The organism is Fischerella muscicola PCC 7414 (assembly GCF_000317205.1).
In the GTDB taxonomy this organism is placed as follows: Bacteria; Cyanobacteriota; Cyanobacteriia; order Cyanobacteriales; family Nostocaceae; genus Fischerella; species Fischerella muscicola.
The window spans coordinates 1-15817 of sequence record NZ_AJLK01000094.1 but is presented as its reverse complement, the minus strand read 5'-3'; the positions used below and the strand labels follow the sequence as shown (position 1 = coordinate 15817).

Annotated in this window: 17 protein-coding genes and 1 tRNA gene; 9 read left to right on the top strand and 9 right to left on the bottom strand. The window is 41.3% G+C overall.

What is annotated here, in order from left to right; all coding sequences use genetic code 11:
- Positions 1-147: 147 nt before the first annotated feature.
- Positions 148-1437, bottom strand: coding sequence for a serine hydrolase (locus UYI_RS0114230; protein ID WP_016867321.1), 1290 nt, complete (start codon positions 1435-1437; stop codon positions 148-150).
- A 797-nt stretch (positions 1438-2234) separates the two neighbouring features.
- Here UYI_RS0114230 and remA point away from each other — a divergent pair.
- Both remA and gmk read left to right on the top strand, forming a co-directional pair.
- Positions 2235-2501, top strand: a complete 267-nt coding sequence (remA, locus tag UYI_RS0114225; protein ID WP_009459091.1) for an extracellular matrix/biofilm regulator RemA — start codon at positions 2235-2237, stop codon at positions 2499-2501.
- Positions 2502-2716: 215 nt separating this feature from the next.
- A complete protein-coding gene (gmk, locus tag UYI_RS0114220; RefSeq protein ID WP_016867320.1) occupies positions 2717-3316 on the top strand; it encodes a guanylate kinase in 600 nt (199 codons plus the stop codon).
- A gap of 176 nt (positions 3317-3492) precedes the next feature.
- Here the strand turns inward: gmk and UYI_RS0114215 are convergent, their stop codons facing one another.
- From UYI_RS0114215 to UYI_RS0114210, 3 genes are all read right to left on the bottom strand, one after another.
- The gene (locus UYI_RS0114215; protein ID WP_016867319.1) at positions 3493-4011 is read right to left on the bottom strand and encodes a photosystem I reaction center protein subunit XI; all 519 of its coding nucleotides are present in this window, start codon (positions 4009-4011) and stop codon (positions 3493-3495) included.
- A gap of 547 nt (positions 4012-4558) precedes the next feature.
- On the bottom strand, positions 4559-4696 hold the full coding sequence (gene psaJ / locus UYI_RS34840) for a photosystem I reaction center subunit IX (protein ID WP_009459082.1): 138 nt from the start codon (positions 4694-4696) through the stop codon (positions 4559-4561).
- 37 nt (positions 4697-4733) lie between these two features.
- Entirely contained in the window at positions 4734-5231 is a 498-nt protein-coding gene (locus UYI_RS0114210; protein ID WP_016867318.1) for a photosystem I reaction center subunit III, read from the bottom strand.
- Positions 5232-5718: 487 nt separating this feature from the next.
- Between UYI_RS0114210 and tsaD the strand changes: the two genes are divergently transcribed.
- Positions 5719-6762 carry a tRNA (adenosine(37)-N6)-threonylcarbamoyltransferase complex transferase subunit TsaD gene (gene tsaD, locus UYI_RS0114205; RefSeq protein WP_016867317.1) on the top strand — a complete coding sequence of 348 codons (1044 nt, stop codon included), beginning with the start codon at positions 5719-5721 and terminating at the stop codon, positions 6760-6762.
- A 79-nt stretch (positions 6763-6841) separates the two neighbouring features.
- Here tsaD and UYI_RS0114200 read toward each other — a convergent pair whose 3' ends face one another.
- Positions 6842-7774, bottom strand: coding sequence for an alpha/beta fold hydrolase (locus UYI_RS0114200; RefSeq protein WP_016867316.1), 933 nt, complete (start codon positions 7772-7774; stop codon positions 6842-6844).
- A gap of 99 nt (positions 7775-7873) precedes the next feature.
- The gene (locus UYI_RS0114195; protein ID WP_016867315.1) at positions 7874-8593 is read right to left on the bottom strand and encodes a hypothetical protein; all 720 of its coding nucleotides are present in this window, start codon (positions 8591-8593) and stop codon (positions 7874-7876) included.
- Positions 8594-8889: 296 nt separating this feature from the next.
- On the opposite strand from UYI_RS0114195, the gene UYI_RS0114190 reads away from it, so the two are divergent.
- Together UYI_RS0114190 and UYI_RS0114185 are read left to right on the top strand one after the other, a co-directional pair.
- Positions 8890-9435 carry a GNAT family N-acetyltransferase gene (locus UYI_RS0114190; protein WP_016867314.1) on the top strand — a complete coding sequence of 182 codons (546 nt, stop codon included), beginning with the start codon at positions 8890-8892 and terminating at the stop codon, positions 9433-9435.
- Positions 9436-9729: 294 nt separating this feature from the next.
- A tRNA-Pro gene (locus tag UYI_RS0114185) sits at positions 9730-9803 on the top strand.
- A gap of 306 nt (positions 9804-10109) precedes the next feature.
- Here the strand turns inward: UYI_RS0114185 and UYI_RS0114180 are convergent.
- Positions 10110-10430, bottom strand: a complete 321-nt coding sequence (locus tag UYI_RS0114180) for a zinc ribbon domain-containing protein (RefSeq protein ID WP_016867313.1) — start codon at positions 10428-10430, stop codon at positions 10110-10112.
- Positions 10431-11135: 705 nt separating this feature from the next.
- Here UYI_RS0114180 and UYI_RS0114175 point away from each other — a divergent pair.
- The 4 genes from UYI_RS0114175 (at position 11136) to UYI_RS0114160 (ending at position 14681) form a co-directional block, all read left to right on the top strand.
- Positions 11136-11963: a Tic22 family protein gene (locus tag UYI_RS0114175; protein WP_016867312.1), complete on the top strand. Its 828-nt coding sequence runs from the start codon at positions 11136-11138 to the stop codon at positions 11961-11963.
- Between the two features lie 156 nt (positions 11964-12119).
- Entirely contained in the window at positions 12120-13034 is a 915-nt protein-coding gene (prmC, locus tag UYI_RS0114170; protein ID WP_016867311.1) for a peptide chain release factor N(5)-glutamine methyltransferase, read from the top strand.
- Positions 13035-13096: 62 nt separating this feature from the next.
- On the top strand, positions 13097-13684 hold the full coding sequence (locus tag UYI_RS0114165) for an L-threonylcarbamoyladenylate synthase (protein ID WP_016867310.1): 588 nt from the start codon (positions 13097-13099) through the stop codon (positions 13682-13684).
- Between the two features lie 97 nt (positions 13685-13781).
- Complete coding sequence (locus UYI_RS0114160) at positions 13782-14681, top strand: sensor histidine kinase (protein WP_016867309.1); 900 nt, start codon at positions 13782-13784, stop codon at positions 14679-14681.
- Positions 14682-14687: 6 nt separating this feature from the next.
- On the opposite strand, the gene UYI_RS0114155 is transcribed toward UYI_RS0114160, so the two are convergent.
- Entirely contained in the window at positions 14688-15146 is a 459-nt protein-coding gene (locus UYI_RS0114155) for a GNAT family N-acetyltransferase (RefSeq protein ID WP_016867308.1), read from the bottom strand.
- Positions 15147-15248: 102 nt separating this feature from the next.
- Complete coding sequence (locus tag UYI_RS0114150; protein ID WP_026085949.1) at positions 15249-15650, bottom strand: hypothetical protein; 402 nt, start codon at positions 15648-15650, stop codon at positions 15249-15251.
- Positions 15651-15817: the final 167 nt, after the last annotated feature.

Genomic DNA, 15817 nt, shown 5'->3' with positions numbered 1-15817 from the left:
CTTGGTAAGGAGAGGGGATCTCGGGGCCTCCACTCCCTTGGGGGAGTGGGGATTAGGGGTAGGGGGTGAGGTTTTTTATGCTTGGTGGTGAAATCTTTTCATCGGGACTGCCCTCTCTGTGCCCTCTGCCTTTCTTCGGTCAAGACTTTAATTCACATCAGGTAGATTGGAAAGTGCTATAGGCTTAGATTCTGGTTTAGTATCACGAGCAGCCATACGTTTGTAGACAAGACGAGAAATTTGGGGAAAGATGTCTACGCTATTGGAGTATGCAGGACTTTGACCAAAAATGGCTAAAATATAGGTTGCTTTATCATCTCCTGTGGAAACCATGGCCATTTCTGCACGGGAGCGAGAAGTCCAACCAGCCTTAGAATGAAAACTAACGTTATTTTTAGATAAAGACTGACCTAAAAAACCTCTTACAGGATTGAAAGCATACAAATCCGGATCTTGCCAAGCTTTCGGATTTAAATCCCTTTCTAGCCAGTTGCACATTTTTTGACTAGCTTCTTGAGAAACAGCTGTTTTCAGGTAACAAATTTCGTACATGAGTCTGGCTGCTTGTCTGGTTGTAATCCGATTCGGATTCCAAGCTGGCCTACTTAGCATTTGCGACTCACTACCTCTAGGTTCTGGAAGATTGAGGTAATAAAGCGGAAATGTTTTTTGACTCACATTAATCCGTTTATAGCCAGCTTCCCGGAAAAACCTGTTTACTTGTTCACGTCTATTTTTCCAACTCTTAAATTTTTCGCTCTTGAGTCTGGGTTGAGAACGTGTAGCAGTAATTTGATCAATAATGTAGCTAGCAGCTTCATTATCAGACTCCTTAATCATCTTGGCGATGTAAGGAGTAAAATCTTCTTCATTTTTCCAAATCCCACTCTCGATTTGGGAATATAAAACCGTCAGCCAGAAGGTCTTTACTACACTAGCAGGATATCTAGGTACGTCTTGCTGGTATCCTGCTGTCTCGCCTGTTTTCGCATCTATCAATGTAATTGATAAAGGTTTTTTCGGCAGACCTTTAGCAGCAGCTAGCCTCACAACTTCATTAACAATTTTTTGCAACTCTTGGCTATATTTAAAATCTGGAGGTGTGTCAAGATTGTAAGCAACTTCTGTATTTTCTTTTCCTGGAAGACGAGAAGGAATAGGCATTCCTTTAGTGATCGCCCAACTAGGACGTGGTGGCGGAGTAGTACGTAATTTTAATTTTTTTTGAGTAGATGATGTCGCAGGAAGTAGTACAGAGTCTGGTACATTTGTACGTAATTTTAATGTTTTTTGAGTAGACGATTTGGCAGCAAGTAAAATACCGCCTGATGCAGCAGCATTCAGTGAATTTAATGGTTGTGCAGCAGATGTTCTTGCAGACTGTGTAGTCACGTACTTAGCCATCAAAGCAGCTGCCAGCACAAATGGAATAGTCATTCTTACGGTTGCAGTATTGAATCTGGCAATGAAGCTTAGTGCTGAGATTTGCTGAGATGAAACCTTGGATTGAGGCGATTTCTGCATATTTATTTTTGGCTTGTGTATGGATATAGTTTGCAACTTCTAGTTACAACAACAAGCGTAATTATATTACCAAAAATATGCAGTATAAAACAATTCAGATTCGATTGTCTGTAACAGTAAATTGTATGAAATTACAATGTCTGATTCATATTGATTACAAATTTTAATAACGTGCTATCTTACCCAAAAATGAAGTTAAGAGACTAAAATTGTCACAGGATAAGGAACAGAAGATTTCACGCTTAATTTACGAGATCAAATCTGATGGATAAATGTTTATCAAAATCTGGTTTGATTAATTGTTGTTAGTGACTGTATTCATGATAGTCTTGTATCAAACAGACAAATTTATCTTTTTCAATCTCTGATATTGAGTACGGGACAGCGAAAATAAAGATACTATCTAAAATCAGCTAAACAAACCAAAATACAGGCTTTTTTGAGTTTGAGTTTTTAATTTTGTGTAGCACTGTTAACACCTAGCCTTTAATCCCTAGATACAGATACAGCTAATACCTGTATTTTGATAATTGTGCCTATATCTTGAGGCAGATATTTAGTTATTTGATATAAAAAATTGCTAAAAAAGCATTTCTTATTAAAAAACACCGCTTGGGGTGAAATAAAGCGTTGTAACTGCTATTTTTTGGGGATAACATGGGAAATAGTTCTAATTAGGCTTCTCACACCACATTTGGTGTTAGTTTTTTATGGACATTCAGCTAATCAACATCGGTTTCGGCAATATTGTGTCCGCCAACCGAGTAGTTGCCATTGTCAGTCCAGAATCTGCCCCTATTAAGCGAATCATTACGGATGCACGTGATCGAGGTCAACTTATTGATGCAACCTACGGTCGCCGCACCAGGGCTGTAATTATTACCGATTCCAGCCATGTTATCCTCTCGGCGATTCAACCGGAAACGGTTGCAAATCGTTTTGTGGTTTCCCGTGAACATCAGGCGGTAGATAACTAAATCAGGAGTTGATGAAAATTCTTACTCCTATTTGCGCCATATCGGCAGTAACATGTGAAATAGACAAATTTTCTGTCACTCATACTACAAAATTCTGTTAGTCACAGAAAGTTGGCGGCAAGGGGGATGGGTAATAGGTGTTCTTACCAATTACCAATTACCAATTACCAACTACCAATAAATAATGTCTATTAATTGATTCACAGGTTGAGCGGATGATGCAAGTCTTATCCATCCAGAGTGGTGCTACTACCAAAGATTGTCTATCTTCTGGCAAGCTAGTTGTCTTAACCGGACCTAGTGGTGTCGGCAAAGGGACTTTAATGCGATCGCTTCTGGCGCGTCATCCAGAGCTTTATTATTCGGTATCCGCAACTACTCGTTCTCCTCGTCCAGGAGAAATCGACGGCAAAGATTATTACTTTATTAGCCGTAGTAAATTTGAACAATTGGTGGCAGCTGGTGAATTCCTAGAGTGGGCAGAATTTGCTGGCAACTATTACGGTACTCCCCGTGAACCAGTCATCAACCAAATTTGTTCTGGCAAATTGGTTTTACTGGAAATAGAGTTAGAAGGAGCTAGACAAATTCGCCGTTCCTTCCCCGAAGCACTCAGTATTTTTATCTTGCCGCCTTCATTCAGCGAGTTAGAAAAACGGATACGTACTCGCGGACAAGACTCGGAAGAAGCGATCGCTCGTCGTCTACGCCGCGCCCAAGATGAGATCAATGCTGCTGATGAATTTGATATTCAAATCGTTAATGACGATTTTGAAACAACCCTCAAATCTATAGAAGCAACTTTGTTTGGATAGTTCACCACCCTTAAAAAACCCAATTCTTTGCCCAAAAAAGCGACAAAGGACACAAAGCAAGACTTACTAAGCCTTTTGTTTGTGTCCTTTGTATTTTGTTATCTGTTGATAGTTGTTAGTTGTTTGTTTCTATTGACCACCAACCAACAACCACCAACAAACAACAAACACCTATATTAACCAAAGAAACCTTGAATCAATCCGATATTGACAGTTAAGAAGTAGGCTGTAACAGCACCACCAATACCACCAATCAAGAAAGCACTGCCGAAGTTACTCCAACCTTCTTTTGTGTGGAAAGCATCAGAAGGATGAGGTGCAGTTACACTCGCAACTGGTTCGGGAGGATTACTATTTGCGTACAAAGATAGAGCAATAGTCAAAATCACGAGTAAGCCAATAGTTGATAACAAACCAGCTAAGTCAGCATTCACAGTATTCCGCAGGGGACCTAATTTGGCAAAGGGGCCAAAAATCCAGTAACCATGAGCCATGCCAACTTCCAGTCCTCTTCTAAAAGGAGTAATACCTGGACGATAGGCAGGCAAGTTGTTAATGAACCACTTGGTTAAGGCAGAAGAATTAATTGGGGTTTCTAGGTTGCCAATTTGCGGATCACGTTTTGCTGGAAAAACTACTTCCCGATTTCTAGGATCGCTAGGAAGATTTTTGGATGCATCTACTGCTTGCGCCATATTTTAATTTCGCCTCTCAACAGTAAGGTGGCAATATTTTATATTAATAATAATTGTCTTTAGATGTGATTTTTGAAAACTAAAGTTTAGAAAAATTAATTTACTCTCTTACTACCTAAAAATACTCGATTGTTGAGCTTTGAGCTTTCTTTTAAAGATTTATATTCATCAACCACAAAGGACGCAAAGAACACAAAGAACACAAAGAAGTTAACAGTATTTTTAATTTTTGATATCACAAAAAATCATGTTGTTACCAACATAAAAAAGTTTTAATAATCCTGTAGCAGTCTTATTTAATTTGTGAAAAGACTTTTAATTAACGAACCACAGAGGCAACAGAGGTAGCAGAGAAAGAGAAAAGAGAGTTTCATGAATGATTTAGGATGACTATAGTGGTAAGTAGTTATTTATGATTTACTGAAGTTAACCACTATATGGGCGAAGCATCTGTACAATAAAATTTTCGCTTTGGCGAGAAATATAAATAATACAAATGCTTCGCCCCCACTAACCAAACCCTTCAAAAACTAAAACCCGTTATTTTTTATGGCAACGGGTGGAAAAGTAGATCGGGGAAAAAGCGGTTAAATTCAATCAAAATGCCTGCTGTAATGAACAGCCATATCGTAGTGATTACAGGTGCTGTACTAAGAAACTTAAAGAAAGGGCTTTGATTATCCATGAATTAATCTCCGAAGTAGTCAATGAATCAAGCAATACTAGCGTGGTGAAATGGGAATTTCTTCATCCTTGGCTGTCAATTCACCAGAAAGCAATTCTTTGATTGCTGCTGCTGGCCAAGCAAAGCCGGATAGCATGATTGGCAGTGCCAAGGGAACATCGATTTGAATTTCCTTCTGTTCTACGTCGCCTCCTTGCTTTTTGATTGTTTGCAGGTAAGCACGACCAACCCAGCCAATCCAACCAGCAATATACAAAAAGAGGATGCTGGGAATTAAAAAGTCACCAGCGCGATCTAAACGACCATCAACTATCAAGTGAGGTAAACCCTCGGGGCCACAATATGCCTGAGAATAACGCTCAAATCGCTTTTGCCCAGACTGGGGATCAGCGGTGGTGTTGCGAGCAACTTGGGCGCGCTGAGCAAAGGCAGGAGATTCACTACAAGGTACAAGATCAGCTCCTAGCGCATTAGCGGCAGGAGCAAAGTTAAACCAAAGACAAATCGCTAAAATCAAAGCAAACAAGCGTCGCATGGAATTGTTTCCTTTCATTACGAAACAAAATTTTATATTGTACAAAACGAAGCGGCTTGTACAATTTTGATTTGCACAACTATCACGTCAGTATAGTTTCATAGAATAAAGGTGAATACTAAGATTACCTTTATTTTATGTTTCTGGGTATAACACCCAATGGCTGAACTAAAACAGCCTTTGTCGAAAAAGGATGTGATCCGTTTTCGACTACTTTAATGTAGAAGCATGTTCACTTTTGATGACCAGTAGAAATTTAATATTTCTTATCTGGTCTTTTGTGAAATTGTGGGGTTTCAATCCACAATCAAAGCAGGATAAACAAGGCTTTTGACAGGTATTAATCTGACAAAATTTCTTATTTTTCCTGTTATTTTAGTGGGTTTTGAGTCTATGGCAATCATACTCTTGCCTGTGAACCGAGTAAAGTTGAAGTAAATAAAAGTTAAAGTTTCTCAAACTAGTCTTTATTAAGCATAACCCAGTGATGGCAAGCGTTTTAGCGATAGAAACCAGCTGTGATGAAACTGCTGTAGCAATTGTTAACAATCGTCAAGTAATAAGTAATATTGTTACGTCGCAAATTCCTGTCCACAGCCAATATGGCGGTGTAGTGCCGGAAGTGGCGTCTAGACAGCACTTAGAGATCATTAATATAGCGATCGCTCAAGCTTTGGAACAAGCCCAGCTAGATTGGCAAGGGATAGATGGTATCGCCGCCACCTGCACGCCTGGGCTGGTGGGAGCGCTACTAGTTGGGTTAACTGCCGCCAAAACCCTGGCAATGGTACACAACAAACCATTTTTGGGTGTTCATCACCTAGAAGGTCACATTTACGCTAATTACCTCAGCGAACCCAGCCTCAAGCCTCCTTTTTTAAGCTTACTAGTTTCCGGTGGACATACAAGCTTGATCTACGTCAAAGATTGTGGTGTATACGAAACTCTGGGCGAAACTCGTGATGATGCTGCTGGTGAAGCCTTTGATAAAGTTGCCCGCCTCTTACAGTTAGGATATCCTGGGGGGCCAATCATAGATAAGTTAGCCCAACAAGGAAATTCTCAAGCCTTTAGCCTGCCAGAAGGGAAAGTTTCCTTACCAAATGGTGGGTATCATCCCTACGATGCGAGTTTTAGTGGCTTAAAAACAGCTGTGCTACGTCTGGTGCAGCAATTTGAGAAACAGGAGCAACAAGTACCTGTGGCAGATGTTGCAGCTAGTTTTCAAGATACCGTCGCGCGATCGCTCACAAAAAGAGCAATAGCTTGTGCGATCAACTATGGTCTACATACAATTGCTGTGGGTGGTGGTGTCGCAGCTAACAGTGGTTTAAGAAAACACTTACAAGCCGCAGCCACAGAGCATAACCTTAAGGTTTTGTTTCCTCCCCTCAAATATTGCACTGACAACGCCGCAATGATTGGTTGTGCCGCCTCTGACCATTTAAGTCGGGGTCATACCTCACCTTTAACTCTCGGCGTTCAGTCTCGCCTCGGATTGACGCAGGTGATGGAGTTGTATAGGGGATAGGGGATCGGGGATCGGAAATTGGGAATTGGGAATTGGGAATTGATGTTTATTCTCCCCCTTGTCCCCCGATCCCATGTCCTTAGTCTCTAACCTTTATTTCCGAGTGTTTGAAAACAATTGAGCGGATATGATCAGCGACCGCGTCTGGTTGCTCTAACATGGCTAGATGCCCACAGCCAGGAATTTCGATCACATTGTTACCACTGTATTGGAACAACGGATGAAAACTAGCTAAATGACGGACATACTTAGGTTCCATGACCTTATCTTGAGCGCCTGCAATGAAATAAATTGGCTGTTTCAGTTGCGCTACTAACTGGGGTAAACGGTTGATTTCATCCTCAGTTGTGGAATCTAGCAATGTTCCTAAAGCTGCTTCTGGATCAGCGCTAATGAAATCAATGATCCGCTGACGTGCCCAGTAGCGTTCTAGGGGACGCACCACACTCGCTCTACTAAATAGCAAATCAATTAAAGGTACTTGACTAAGCCATCGCGGACGAATTTGTAAAAACCGTTGACCTGCTAGGCGAAACTGCTCAAAGGCTTCTTTGAGATAAATACCGCCACCAGAGTTAATACAGATGACTCCCCGAATGCGTTCAGGCTTCTGAGCTGTTCCCCACAGAGCGATCGTACCTCCTAAGGAATGACCAACAAGCCAGGCACTGGTAATATTTAGCTGTTCCAACAGAGCAGTTAAATCCTTTGCATAGGCAGCGGGTGTGTAAAGAGACTCAAATGGATTGGCAAAGTCACTGCGATGGACAGAACTCAGGTCAAAAGAAACTCCCTGATGAATAAAATCAGTATATTTATTGGACTGGGATTGGCCAAAACCCCTTAAATCATAAGACAGACACTGAAAATCACCGGACAAGCGAGAAATCACAGGTTGCCAATAGCCACGACTATTGAGCCAACCGTGAACAAATACCAAAGTATGGGGATAGGACGTGGGAGCTGTTAGTTCGTATGCGTGTGGAACGCCCAAGATTTCGATGGTAGCCATACTTCTATCGTACTCCGAACAGTGGGTACGACTGAGTCAAAACTCAAAACTCAAAACTCAAAAAACTAGGACAAATGATCAATGACCAATCATAATTTTTCATTTGCCCAACAACCTCTGTCGCACCCCTTCAGCAATTTTGTGACCTAAGTATTCTGGAATTAGACTTTCATTTGGCCCTAGCAAATAGAGAATCAAGCGTGTACGGCCACGCCATACTAGCAAGTTGGCATTTACTACCAAAAGGTCTTCCTGCCAAATGGCATACATCACTTTATAAAATAATCCCGGTTGGTTATCAGCCTCTATGACTAAAGCAGGAAGATGAAAGACTGGATCGACATAAAATTCAGTTTGTACTTGCTCTAGACCAGCATCAAGATTGAATTCTACTGCCAGCATTTCTTCTACTTCAAACCGCCCGGCTAAAGCTTCTCGAATAGCGCGACAGACATTTCCGGAAGTTTTCTCGCTCAAGGCTTTACTACCACGGGAAACCAGTAGTTTGATAAATACCAACATCGGTGGTCGGATCTGACCATATAAACTTAAACCGTGAATCGTTAGCCCATAAGCCGCTAGTACACCAAATATATCGCTGAGCAGAAACGATTGGTTACGGTAAGCAAAATGCAAAGCACTTTTGCTACCTTCCGACTTCAGTTCAATAACTGCGCGCCTGCTTTTATAGAGGCGGTAGGCCAAGCGTAAATTTTGCAGTTGAATTTCACTGCTGACAAATTGCTCATAAAACTGAGGAAATGCGCGATTAAAGCGCTTTAGGAGTTCCAGTGTTGAAGATTTTAAACCAGAAGCCATTGTTGGAGGTAAGCCTTGCTTGCTGTGATCACATCTAAAGCTTTCATATTTTTTGTGTGCTATTTAGTTTTAAGTTGTTGTCCTTTTGGTTAATTTTTCCTAGCCTTACTACAAAATGCTAAAGTTGAAAATGATTGATGTGAAATAAACGATTACTGAGAACTGTCATTGGAACTCTCGACAACCCCAAAAAACACGGATGTGAGAGATACCTAGACATAACTGGCTCAGATAAGCGTTAATAAACACTCTTTCATTAGAAACCAATTCAGTTATACTACCCGAACCACGCTGGCATGGGTTTTTGGAAAACTTGGTTTAGTGCTTCTGAACCGATCGCAACAAATAAAACTACTTCCTTTGAAGAGCATACAGTGGACAGCGCTGGTAACTCCAGTGGCGTCACCGAAGCTTCTACCCAGGAGGCTCGCATTGTTTTTAGTACCGAAAGAGATATTGATTTATATGAACTTGAAGAACTATGTGATGCGGTTGGCTGGTCGCGTCGCCCTTTAAGAAAAGTTAAAAAAGCTATTGAGCATAGTTTTCTCGTTGCTTCAATGTGGCAAGTGCGAGGTAATAAAAGGCGACTCATTGGTTTTGCCCGTGCTACCTCAGATCATGCTTTTAATGCCACGATTTGGGATGTGGTAGTTCATCCAGACTTTCAAGGTAAAGGGCTGGGTAAAGCATTGATGAAATACGTTCTCAAAAAACTGAGGAGTGAAGAAATCAGTAATGTGACACTTTTTGCTGATCCCCATGTTGTAGACTTCTACCGAAGCTTGGGTTTTATGTCCGATCCAGAAGGTATTAAAGGTATGTTCTGGTATCCTCAGTAATCAGCAAATCTATTTAATTAGCTCAATTAATAAACATATATATTCTTACTAGAAGATATGGTTATAGCTGTGTAGGTGATAAAAACACTTAAATCTCTAACCTAGCTGCTTTGTTTCCCCTACACCCCTATACTCTTATCCCCCTACACCACTATTTCTTGACATATAAACGCCTTTGTTGTAAGTTAGTCTTTGTTTACGTAAACGTAAATACGCATATTCATAAGAAAAAATCTAAAATCTTATCTATTTTTTATGTAAACGCTCTCAACTGTGATAAGATATTAAGGTCAACGGGATGTAGCGCAGCTTGGTAGCGCGCCTGCTTTGGGAGCAGGATGCCGCAGGTTCAAATCCTGTCATCCCGACTTGAAAAATTCAGTTATGTAACCCTAGATCGTTTAATGTGGTCTAGGGTTTTTTTAGTCTAGGACTTGCTGCCACGGAGCATACACTCAAGTGCTTAGACCTATCTTGAAAATGGGTGTGTAGACGCGCAAGCACTGAGACAGCGATTCTTGTCACAATTTAAAAACACGTAAATTTATAGTAATAATTGATTCAGATTGATAGTCATACCAACTAGATAGTGCGATCGCAGTTTACAACCTATCTGTCATCTATCACTTCCAACTTCAGTTGGTTCAATAATTATTGCTTTAACCTGAGGTGAACTACCAGAGCGTGACACTTCGTGTACACTCTCCGGCTTCCTGTCCAACAGAAAGCGCAGTAGTAGATTTCTTGCGTCCTCTATTACTCCGACTTACATCTGGGCGACAGGCTTTATCCCCTGTTCCAGAGGTCAAAATTCGTAGACCCTCATCTGTGAGGTTAATAGCTGCATTTACATCCCGATCATGCTTTGTATGGCAGTTTTCGCAAGTCCAGAATCTTACATCTAGCGGCAAACTACCAACTTGATTAAGGCATACATGACAGGTTTTTGAACTAGGGAAAAATCTATCAACTTCAAGATAAATCTTACCTATCATTTCTGCCTTGTATTAAAACATCATAACATAAGACTTGTTCGTTTCCGACCTGTCCTTCTCCCTATTCTCCCTGCGGGAGAATAGGGAGAAGGACTGTCGTCAACTCCGACGCATTCATGAGGCGGCGGTGTCGGAACCTGCGTCCGACACTCCAGCCGCCGTCCCCACGCTCCCCTTCGGGTGAGTCGTGGGGCTTCTGTCGGTTTCAGCTAAATTATATAGAGCTTTTCATTTTCTCAGAAATAAATAAAAATTGACTATATTTTAATCTTAGATATTTACATAAAGTTTTGGTAATTATATTTGCACTTTAATTACTGATTATTGCGGAAAAATAAAACTTTGTAATTTTGCTGTCAGCTTAGCTTTGAGGTATAAAAGACAAATTCAATTTATTGAAGGATATGTGTAGATTAAAGCAATCATGTTATGGGGTAGATGGAACGAATGACTAGCATATGGCGTCAACTATGGCATAGTAAAGGCAATAAAATGGCATTTGTCGCCTTCACAAGCGGGAGAGTTTTCACAGTCTGAAAGCAACATAATAGCAGGCATCTATCTACGTTACTTTGCTGTCAATCTCTAGGCGAAATTGACGAACAAACAACAGCACAGTCCACTGGCAAAACAGATACTAGTCGGTTCTGTGCGACTATAACAATTCATTTGACTTGATAAAAAATATTGATGCTAGGAGAAGTCATGAAATCATTGGTTCGCTGGGGTACAACATTAGGTTTAGTGGGGAGTACTCTGCTGGCAACAGTTTTTAGCGGAAATGCCCCAGTACTAGCATTACCCGAACAACAAATAGCAGAAAAACTGAATGAAGTACCGGTTTTTCTCATCACTAACCTTCAAGGTGTACCCCTAACTCGTACTCTGCCTCCTGCCCAAAACGGACAAAAAAGTACTACGGTGGCAGATGTTTTTATGAACGGACAAGAAGCGCAGGCCTTTTTAGAGCAACTGCGGAAACAAAAAGACCCGAAACTTGTAGAAATGGTGAAAACCCTGCAAGTCAAACCTGTGCCAATGGGAGTCGTTTATCAAAAGCTCCGAGAAGATAGGAATAAACCAGACCGCGTCTTGTTTGCCCTTCAACCCGGACAGCAAGATCTTCAAGGAGCAGTCACACTACTACGCCAAAAAGGTCAAGAGGTCAAAGGCTTAATTGTACCCGTGTTTATTGTTCAATCGGCAGACAAGGGCTACGTTTCAGTCAAACGGAAGTCTAACAATCAAGAAATTGTGCCTTTGTTTTTGAGTCAAAAAGACGCCCAAGGTTTGTTGAACCAGGTCAAGAAAGATATTCCGAAAGCCGAAATTCAGGTAGTTGATATTGAAGGTGTCATCCAAACGTTGCAGCAAAAAAACGATGAGTGGTTGAAGCAAGTTACTCTAGTACCGTCTTCAGAGAGCTTAGAATACATCAGCAAGCAGCCAAGGACTAATGCACCTAGCACAGCTGCGACACCAAATCTCAAGCCTAATAATGCTGTCACACCACCCACTCAACCGAAAAAATAACTAGCGCTATCTGTTATCAGTGAACAGTTATCAGTTATCAATTTGATATCTCCCCACACATTTATTTCATGTGTGGGATTCCTTATTCGCTCTTCAACGATTTGAGTCATTGAAATTAGCTGATAACTGATAACTGCTAACTTATAAGTGTTAATTATGGCGGATCAACAACCCAAAGAAATTTCTGGTTTGCAACTCTGGCAATGGCGTCAAGCAGCGATCTATGGAGCGATCGCTGCTGATGTATCACCTGCTGAGGTAGACTGGCTATTACAAGAAATAGCTGGATTAGATCGTTTGGCCCTACGTTTGGAATCGTTTAAAGACTGGCCACAAATCCAGTTGCCACTGCCTTTAGCAGAATTAGATTTGCTATGGCAAAAACGATTAAAGGAACGCCTGCCAGTACAGTACATTGCAGGAGTTACACCTTGGCGAAAGTTTAAAATCACAGTTTCTCCTGGGGTTTTAATTCCCAGACCAGAAACAGAGTTGTTGATTGATATTGCAGTAGCAGCAGTTGCCAAGAGTAAGGACAAACTGCGCCTACAACAAGGACAGTGGGCAGATTTAGGAACTGGTAGTGGATCAATCGCCATTGCACTGGCAGATGCCTTACCAGAGGCTAGAATTCATGCGGTTGATTATTCAAGCGCAGCAATTGCGATCGCTCAAATTAATGCCCAAAATGCCAAGCTGAGCGATCGCATCAAATTTTATCAAGGCTATTGGTGGGAACCCCTGGAGTCTTTCAAAGGACAATTCAGTGGTATGGTGTCAAACCCGCCTTATATTCCTACCAGTATTATGTCAACCCTACAACCAGAAGTTGTCAACCATGAGCCACATTTGGCACTTGATGGTGGTGACGACGGTCTAGACTGTATTCGTTATTTGATCGAAACTTCCCCGACTTATTTAAAACCAGGTGGGATGTGGCTTGTAGAGATGATGGCAGGACAGGCGGATACTGTGCGAGAGATGTTACAAAATCAAGGCAGCTACTGCAATATTGAAATTTATACTGATTTAGCTGGTATAGAACGCTTTGCTTTTGCCCAAAGATTATGAATAATAAGCTTTGATTTCTTAAATTAATTCATAATTTAGATTTTATAATTCATAATTTTAAAATGACACAAGTTTCCTTCGATACGCTCGTAGCTGGCGCACTCTCGGGTAAATTAATCAGTTTCCCCACAGACACAGTTCCCGCTTTGGCAAGTTTACCAGAGCAGGCCACCTTGATTTTTCAAGCTAAACAACGCGCTCAAGATAAACCATTAATTTTAATGGCAGCTAATCCAGAAGCACTCTGGGCTTTTGTTAAGGGTAGTGACCAAGAGTATCAAATTTGGCAAGAAGTTGCTGATAAATATTGGCCAGGGGCGCTGACTTTAGTTTTGCCAGCCTCTGCACGAGTACCAATAGCGATGAATCCTATAGATCCAACGACCATTGGTATTCGAGTTCCTAATTGTGCGATCGCTCGAAAGATTTTAGCGCAAACAGGGCCCCTTGCCACCACTAGTGCTAATTTGTCAGGTCAACCACCTTTACAAACAATGGCAGAAATAACAGCTCAGTTTCCTGAAGTTCTGGTATTGGCTAGCACAGAATACGAAAGTAAAATACCGGGAAATGGAATACCCTCTACTGTTGCCAAATGGACTGGGATGAATTGGCAGATTTTACGGCAAGGAGGAGTTAAGCTGAATTAAATCAGTTATCAGTTGTCTGTGAATAGTTATCAAGCTTGTTCACTGATAACTAGTAACTGATCACTGATCACTAATAATGTTTATATTTGCCAAATGTATGGATTGGAGTAACTGGGCATATCTAGGAGCAGGACTATTATTAGGATTGGGTTTTAGTGGATTATTGGCACGTAAAAATAGGCCATCTAGTTCATCCCCAGTACTACCAACAGAACAACAGGATGTGGTGAAACTCCAACAACAGATAAAACAAACGCAATTGGCATACGAAATGGCGCGCGAAATGAGCCAGTTTAAAGCCGGGTATTTAGCACGAACTACCCACGTCTTGCGATCGCCAATCAATGGTTTAATTGGTTTACAACAGCTAATTTTGGCAAATTTGTGTGAAAACCCAGAAGAAGAGCGAGAATTTATCAAACAAGCTCACGACCGGACACTCAAGCTACTGAAATTAATTGATGAAATTCTTACTGTTGCCAGATTAGAACATGGTACAAATAAACTAGACTTGCAACCGCGATCACTCAAAGATTTGTTGCAGGAAGTTTATGATTTAACTTACATGCTGGCAGAAAATCGCAATTTCCCTTTCAAAGTCTTACTGCCAGAATCAGAATTGAAAGTGGTAGTAGATTCTCGTTGGTTCAAACAAGTATTAATCAATTTAATTGAAACCGCGATCGCTCAGATGGAGGAAGGCGGTATTTATATATCAACCCAAGCCTCACCTAAAGATAAATTCGTTTACGTTTGGCTAGATGTGCCGAAACAAACTGTTTTACAGTCTGAACCAATAGATTTAATTTCATCTACCAATAAACTTGCTGAAACTGAGGAAGATAATATTACTTTTGATCCAGGAATGAAGTTCTTGCTTAATCAAACTCTACTAGAAGTGATGGGGGGCAAATTAGAAATTGTTCCTCCTGTAAAAACAGAACAGGCGGAAGAGATGACTAGGTTGCAAATCACTATTCCCCGATCTATTAGTTAACAGTGATCAGTGATCAGTTATCAAACAATTCTGATCACTGATCACTGATATCTGATCACTGTAAAGCACCATTGTAGTGGTGGAATTTTTTTGGAAGCCAATTTTTTCATAGAACAGCTGCTGGCTAGTAGTCATTAAGTAGACACGTTCTACCCGTTGTAGGCGAGGATGACTCAGAACAGTTTCCACTAATTTACTACCCAATCCCTTACCACGATAGTCTGGGTGAATCACAACGTCCCAAATTGTGGCACGATAAATACAGTCGGAAGTTGCCCTAGCAAAGCCAATAAGTTGTTGCCCATCCCAAATGCTAATCACAGGGTCGCTGTTGGCAATGGCTACTCCTAAATCTTCGATACTCCGTCCTTTTGCCCAGAAAGCTGAAATATTTAACAGCTGTTGGAGTTGGTAAAGGTCTATTTTTGATTTGCGATCGCTAAATTGAATTTGAGAAGAATTCATCATCGCACCAATTTAGGCAGTACCTTTGCTGAGTTTCGCTGTGCAAAAGATACAGCCTTTATGAACATATCGCAACTATCTTTGTAATTAATAATTCAAGATTTACTGACAAATCCACTTCCACAGGGGATGACTCGGTCCTTGTTGGCGTATCCGAAATACCTGTTTTTCGAGACGTTCCTTATCTTGCTGCGGTAGCCCAAATAGGATATTACGACTTTGCCAAACCAAAACAGCAACCGTCATGCCGATGCAAAAAGCTAAACCAAGGGTAGCAAATGGATGGAAATAAAGCCCATATCTGACAGCAACCCAAGTAAAATATTGTCTCCACAAAGCAATCTCTTCACGTAGACTCCACAAGCTCCAAGGCGCAACAGTAAGCCAGAGTAAACCAACAAACAGCCATCTACCATATACCGTGAGCCGATGTAGCTTTTGTACTTGCTTTGTCAAATTAATATCAGGGTTTACACTTGAATATAAAGTTTCTAGTTCATCCATAGGCGAGGGAGGAGTGGGGAGGTAGGGAGATGGGGAACTCACCGGCCCCCACTCCCTGTCGGTCGTGGGGATTAGGGGAGATGGGGGGCTAGGGGTCCCCACTTTGTGGGGTTGGGGGGCAATGGGGAACATCACCGGTCCCTGGTGGGGATTAGGGGCAATGGGGA

What these genes read in the sequence shown, in the direction of transcription:
- UYI_RS0114215 (WP_016867319.1), bottom strand. Translation starts at nt 4,011, where the DNA reads ATGGCGCAAGCAGTAGATGCATCCAAAAATCTTCCTAGCGATCCTAGA.
- UYI_RS0114195 (WP_016867315.1), bottom strand. Translation starts at nt 8,593, where the DNA reads ATGGCTTCTGGTTTAAAATCTTCAACACTGGAACTCCTAAAGCGCTTT.
- gmk (WP_016867320.1), top strand. Translation starts at nt 2,717, where the DNA reads ATGATGCAAGTCTTATCCATCCAGAGTGGTGCTACTACCAAAGATTGT.
- UYI_RS0114165 (WP_016867310.1), top strand. Translation starts at nt 13,097, where the DNA reads ATGACACAAGTTTCCTTCGATACGCTCGTAGCTGGCGCACTCTCGGGT.
- UYI_RS0114150 (WP_026085949.1), bottom strand. Translation starts at nt 15,650, where the DNA reads ATGGATGAACTAGAAACTTTATATTCAAGTGTAAACCCTGATATTAAT.
- UYI_RS0114230 (WP_016867321.1), bottom strand. Translation starts at nt 1,437, where the DNA reads ATGACTATTCCATTTGTGCTGGCAGCTGCTTTGATGGCTAAGTACGTG.
- UYI_RS0114155 (WP_016867308.1), bottom strand. Translation starts at nt 15,146, where the DNA reads ATGAATTCTTCTCAAATTCAATTTAGCGATCGCAAATCAAAAATAGAC.
- UYI_RS0114180 (WP_016867313.1), bottom strand. Translation starts at nt 10,430, where the DNA reads ATGATAGGTAAGATTTATCTTGAAGTTGATAGATTTTTCCCTAGTTCA.
- remA (WP_009459091.1), top strand. Translation starts at nt 2,235, where the DNA reads ATGGACATTCAGCTAATCAACATCGGTTTCGGCAATATTGTGTCCGCC.
- UYI_RS0114210 (WP_016867318.1), bottom strand. Translation starts at nt 5,231, where the DNA reads ATGCGACGCTTGTTTGCTTTGATTTTAGCGATTTGTCTTTGGTTTAAC.
- UYI_RS0114160 (WP_016867309.1), top strand. Translation starts at nt 13,782, where the DNA reads ATGGATTGGAGTAACTGGGCATATCTAGGAGCAGGACTATTATTAGGA.
- UYI_RS0114190 (WP_016867314.1), top strand. Translation starts at nt 8,890, where the DNA reads ATGGGTTTTTGGAAAACTTGGTTTAGTGCTTCTGAACCGATCGCAACA.
- psaJ (WP_009459082.1), bottom strand. Translation starts at nt 4,696, where the DNA reads ATGGATAATCAAAGCCCTTTCTTTAAGTTTCTTAGTACAGCACCTGTA.
- tsaD (WP_016867317.1), top strand. Translation starts at nt 5,719, where the DNA reads ATGGCAAGCGTTTTAGCGATAGAAACCAGCTGTGATGAAACTGCTGTA.
- UYI_RS0114200 (WP_016867316.1), bottom strand. Translation starts at nt 7,774, where the DNA reads ATGGCTACCATCGAAATCTTGGGCGTTCCACACGCATACGAACTAACA.
- UYI_RS0114175 (WP_016867312.1), top strand. Translation starts at nt 11,136, where the DNA reads ATGAAATCATTGGTTCGCTGGGGTACAACATTAGGTTTAGTGGGGAGT.
- prmC (WP_016867311.1), top strand. Translation starts at nt 12,120, where the DNA reads ATGGCGGATCAACAACCCAAAGAAATTTCTGGTTTGCAACTCTGGCAA.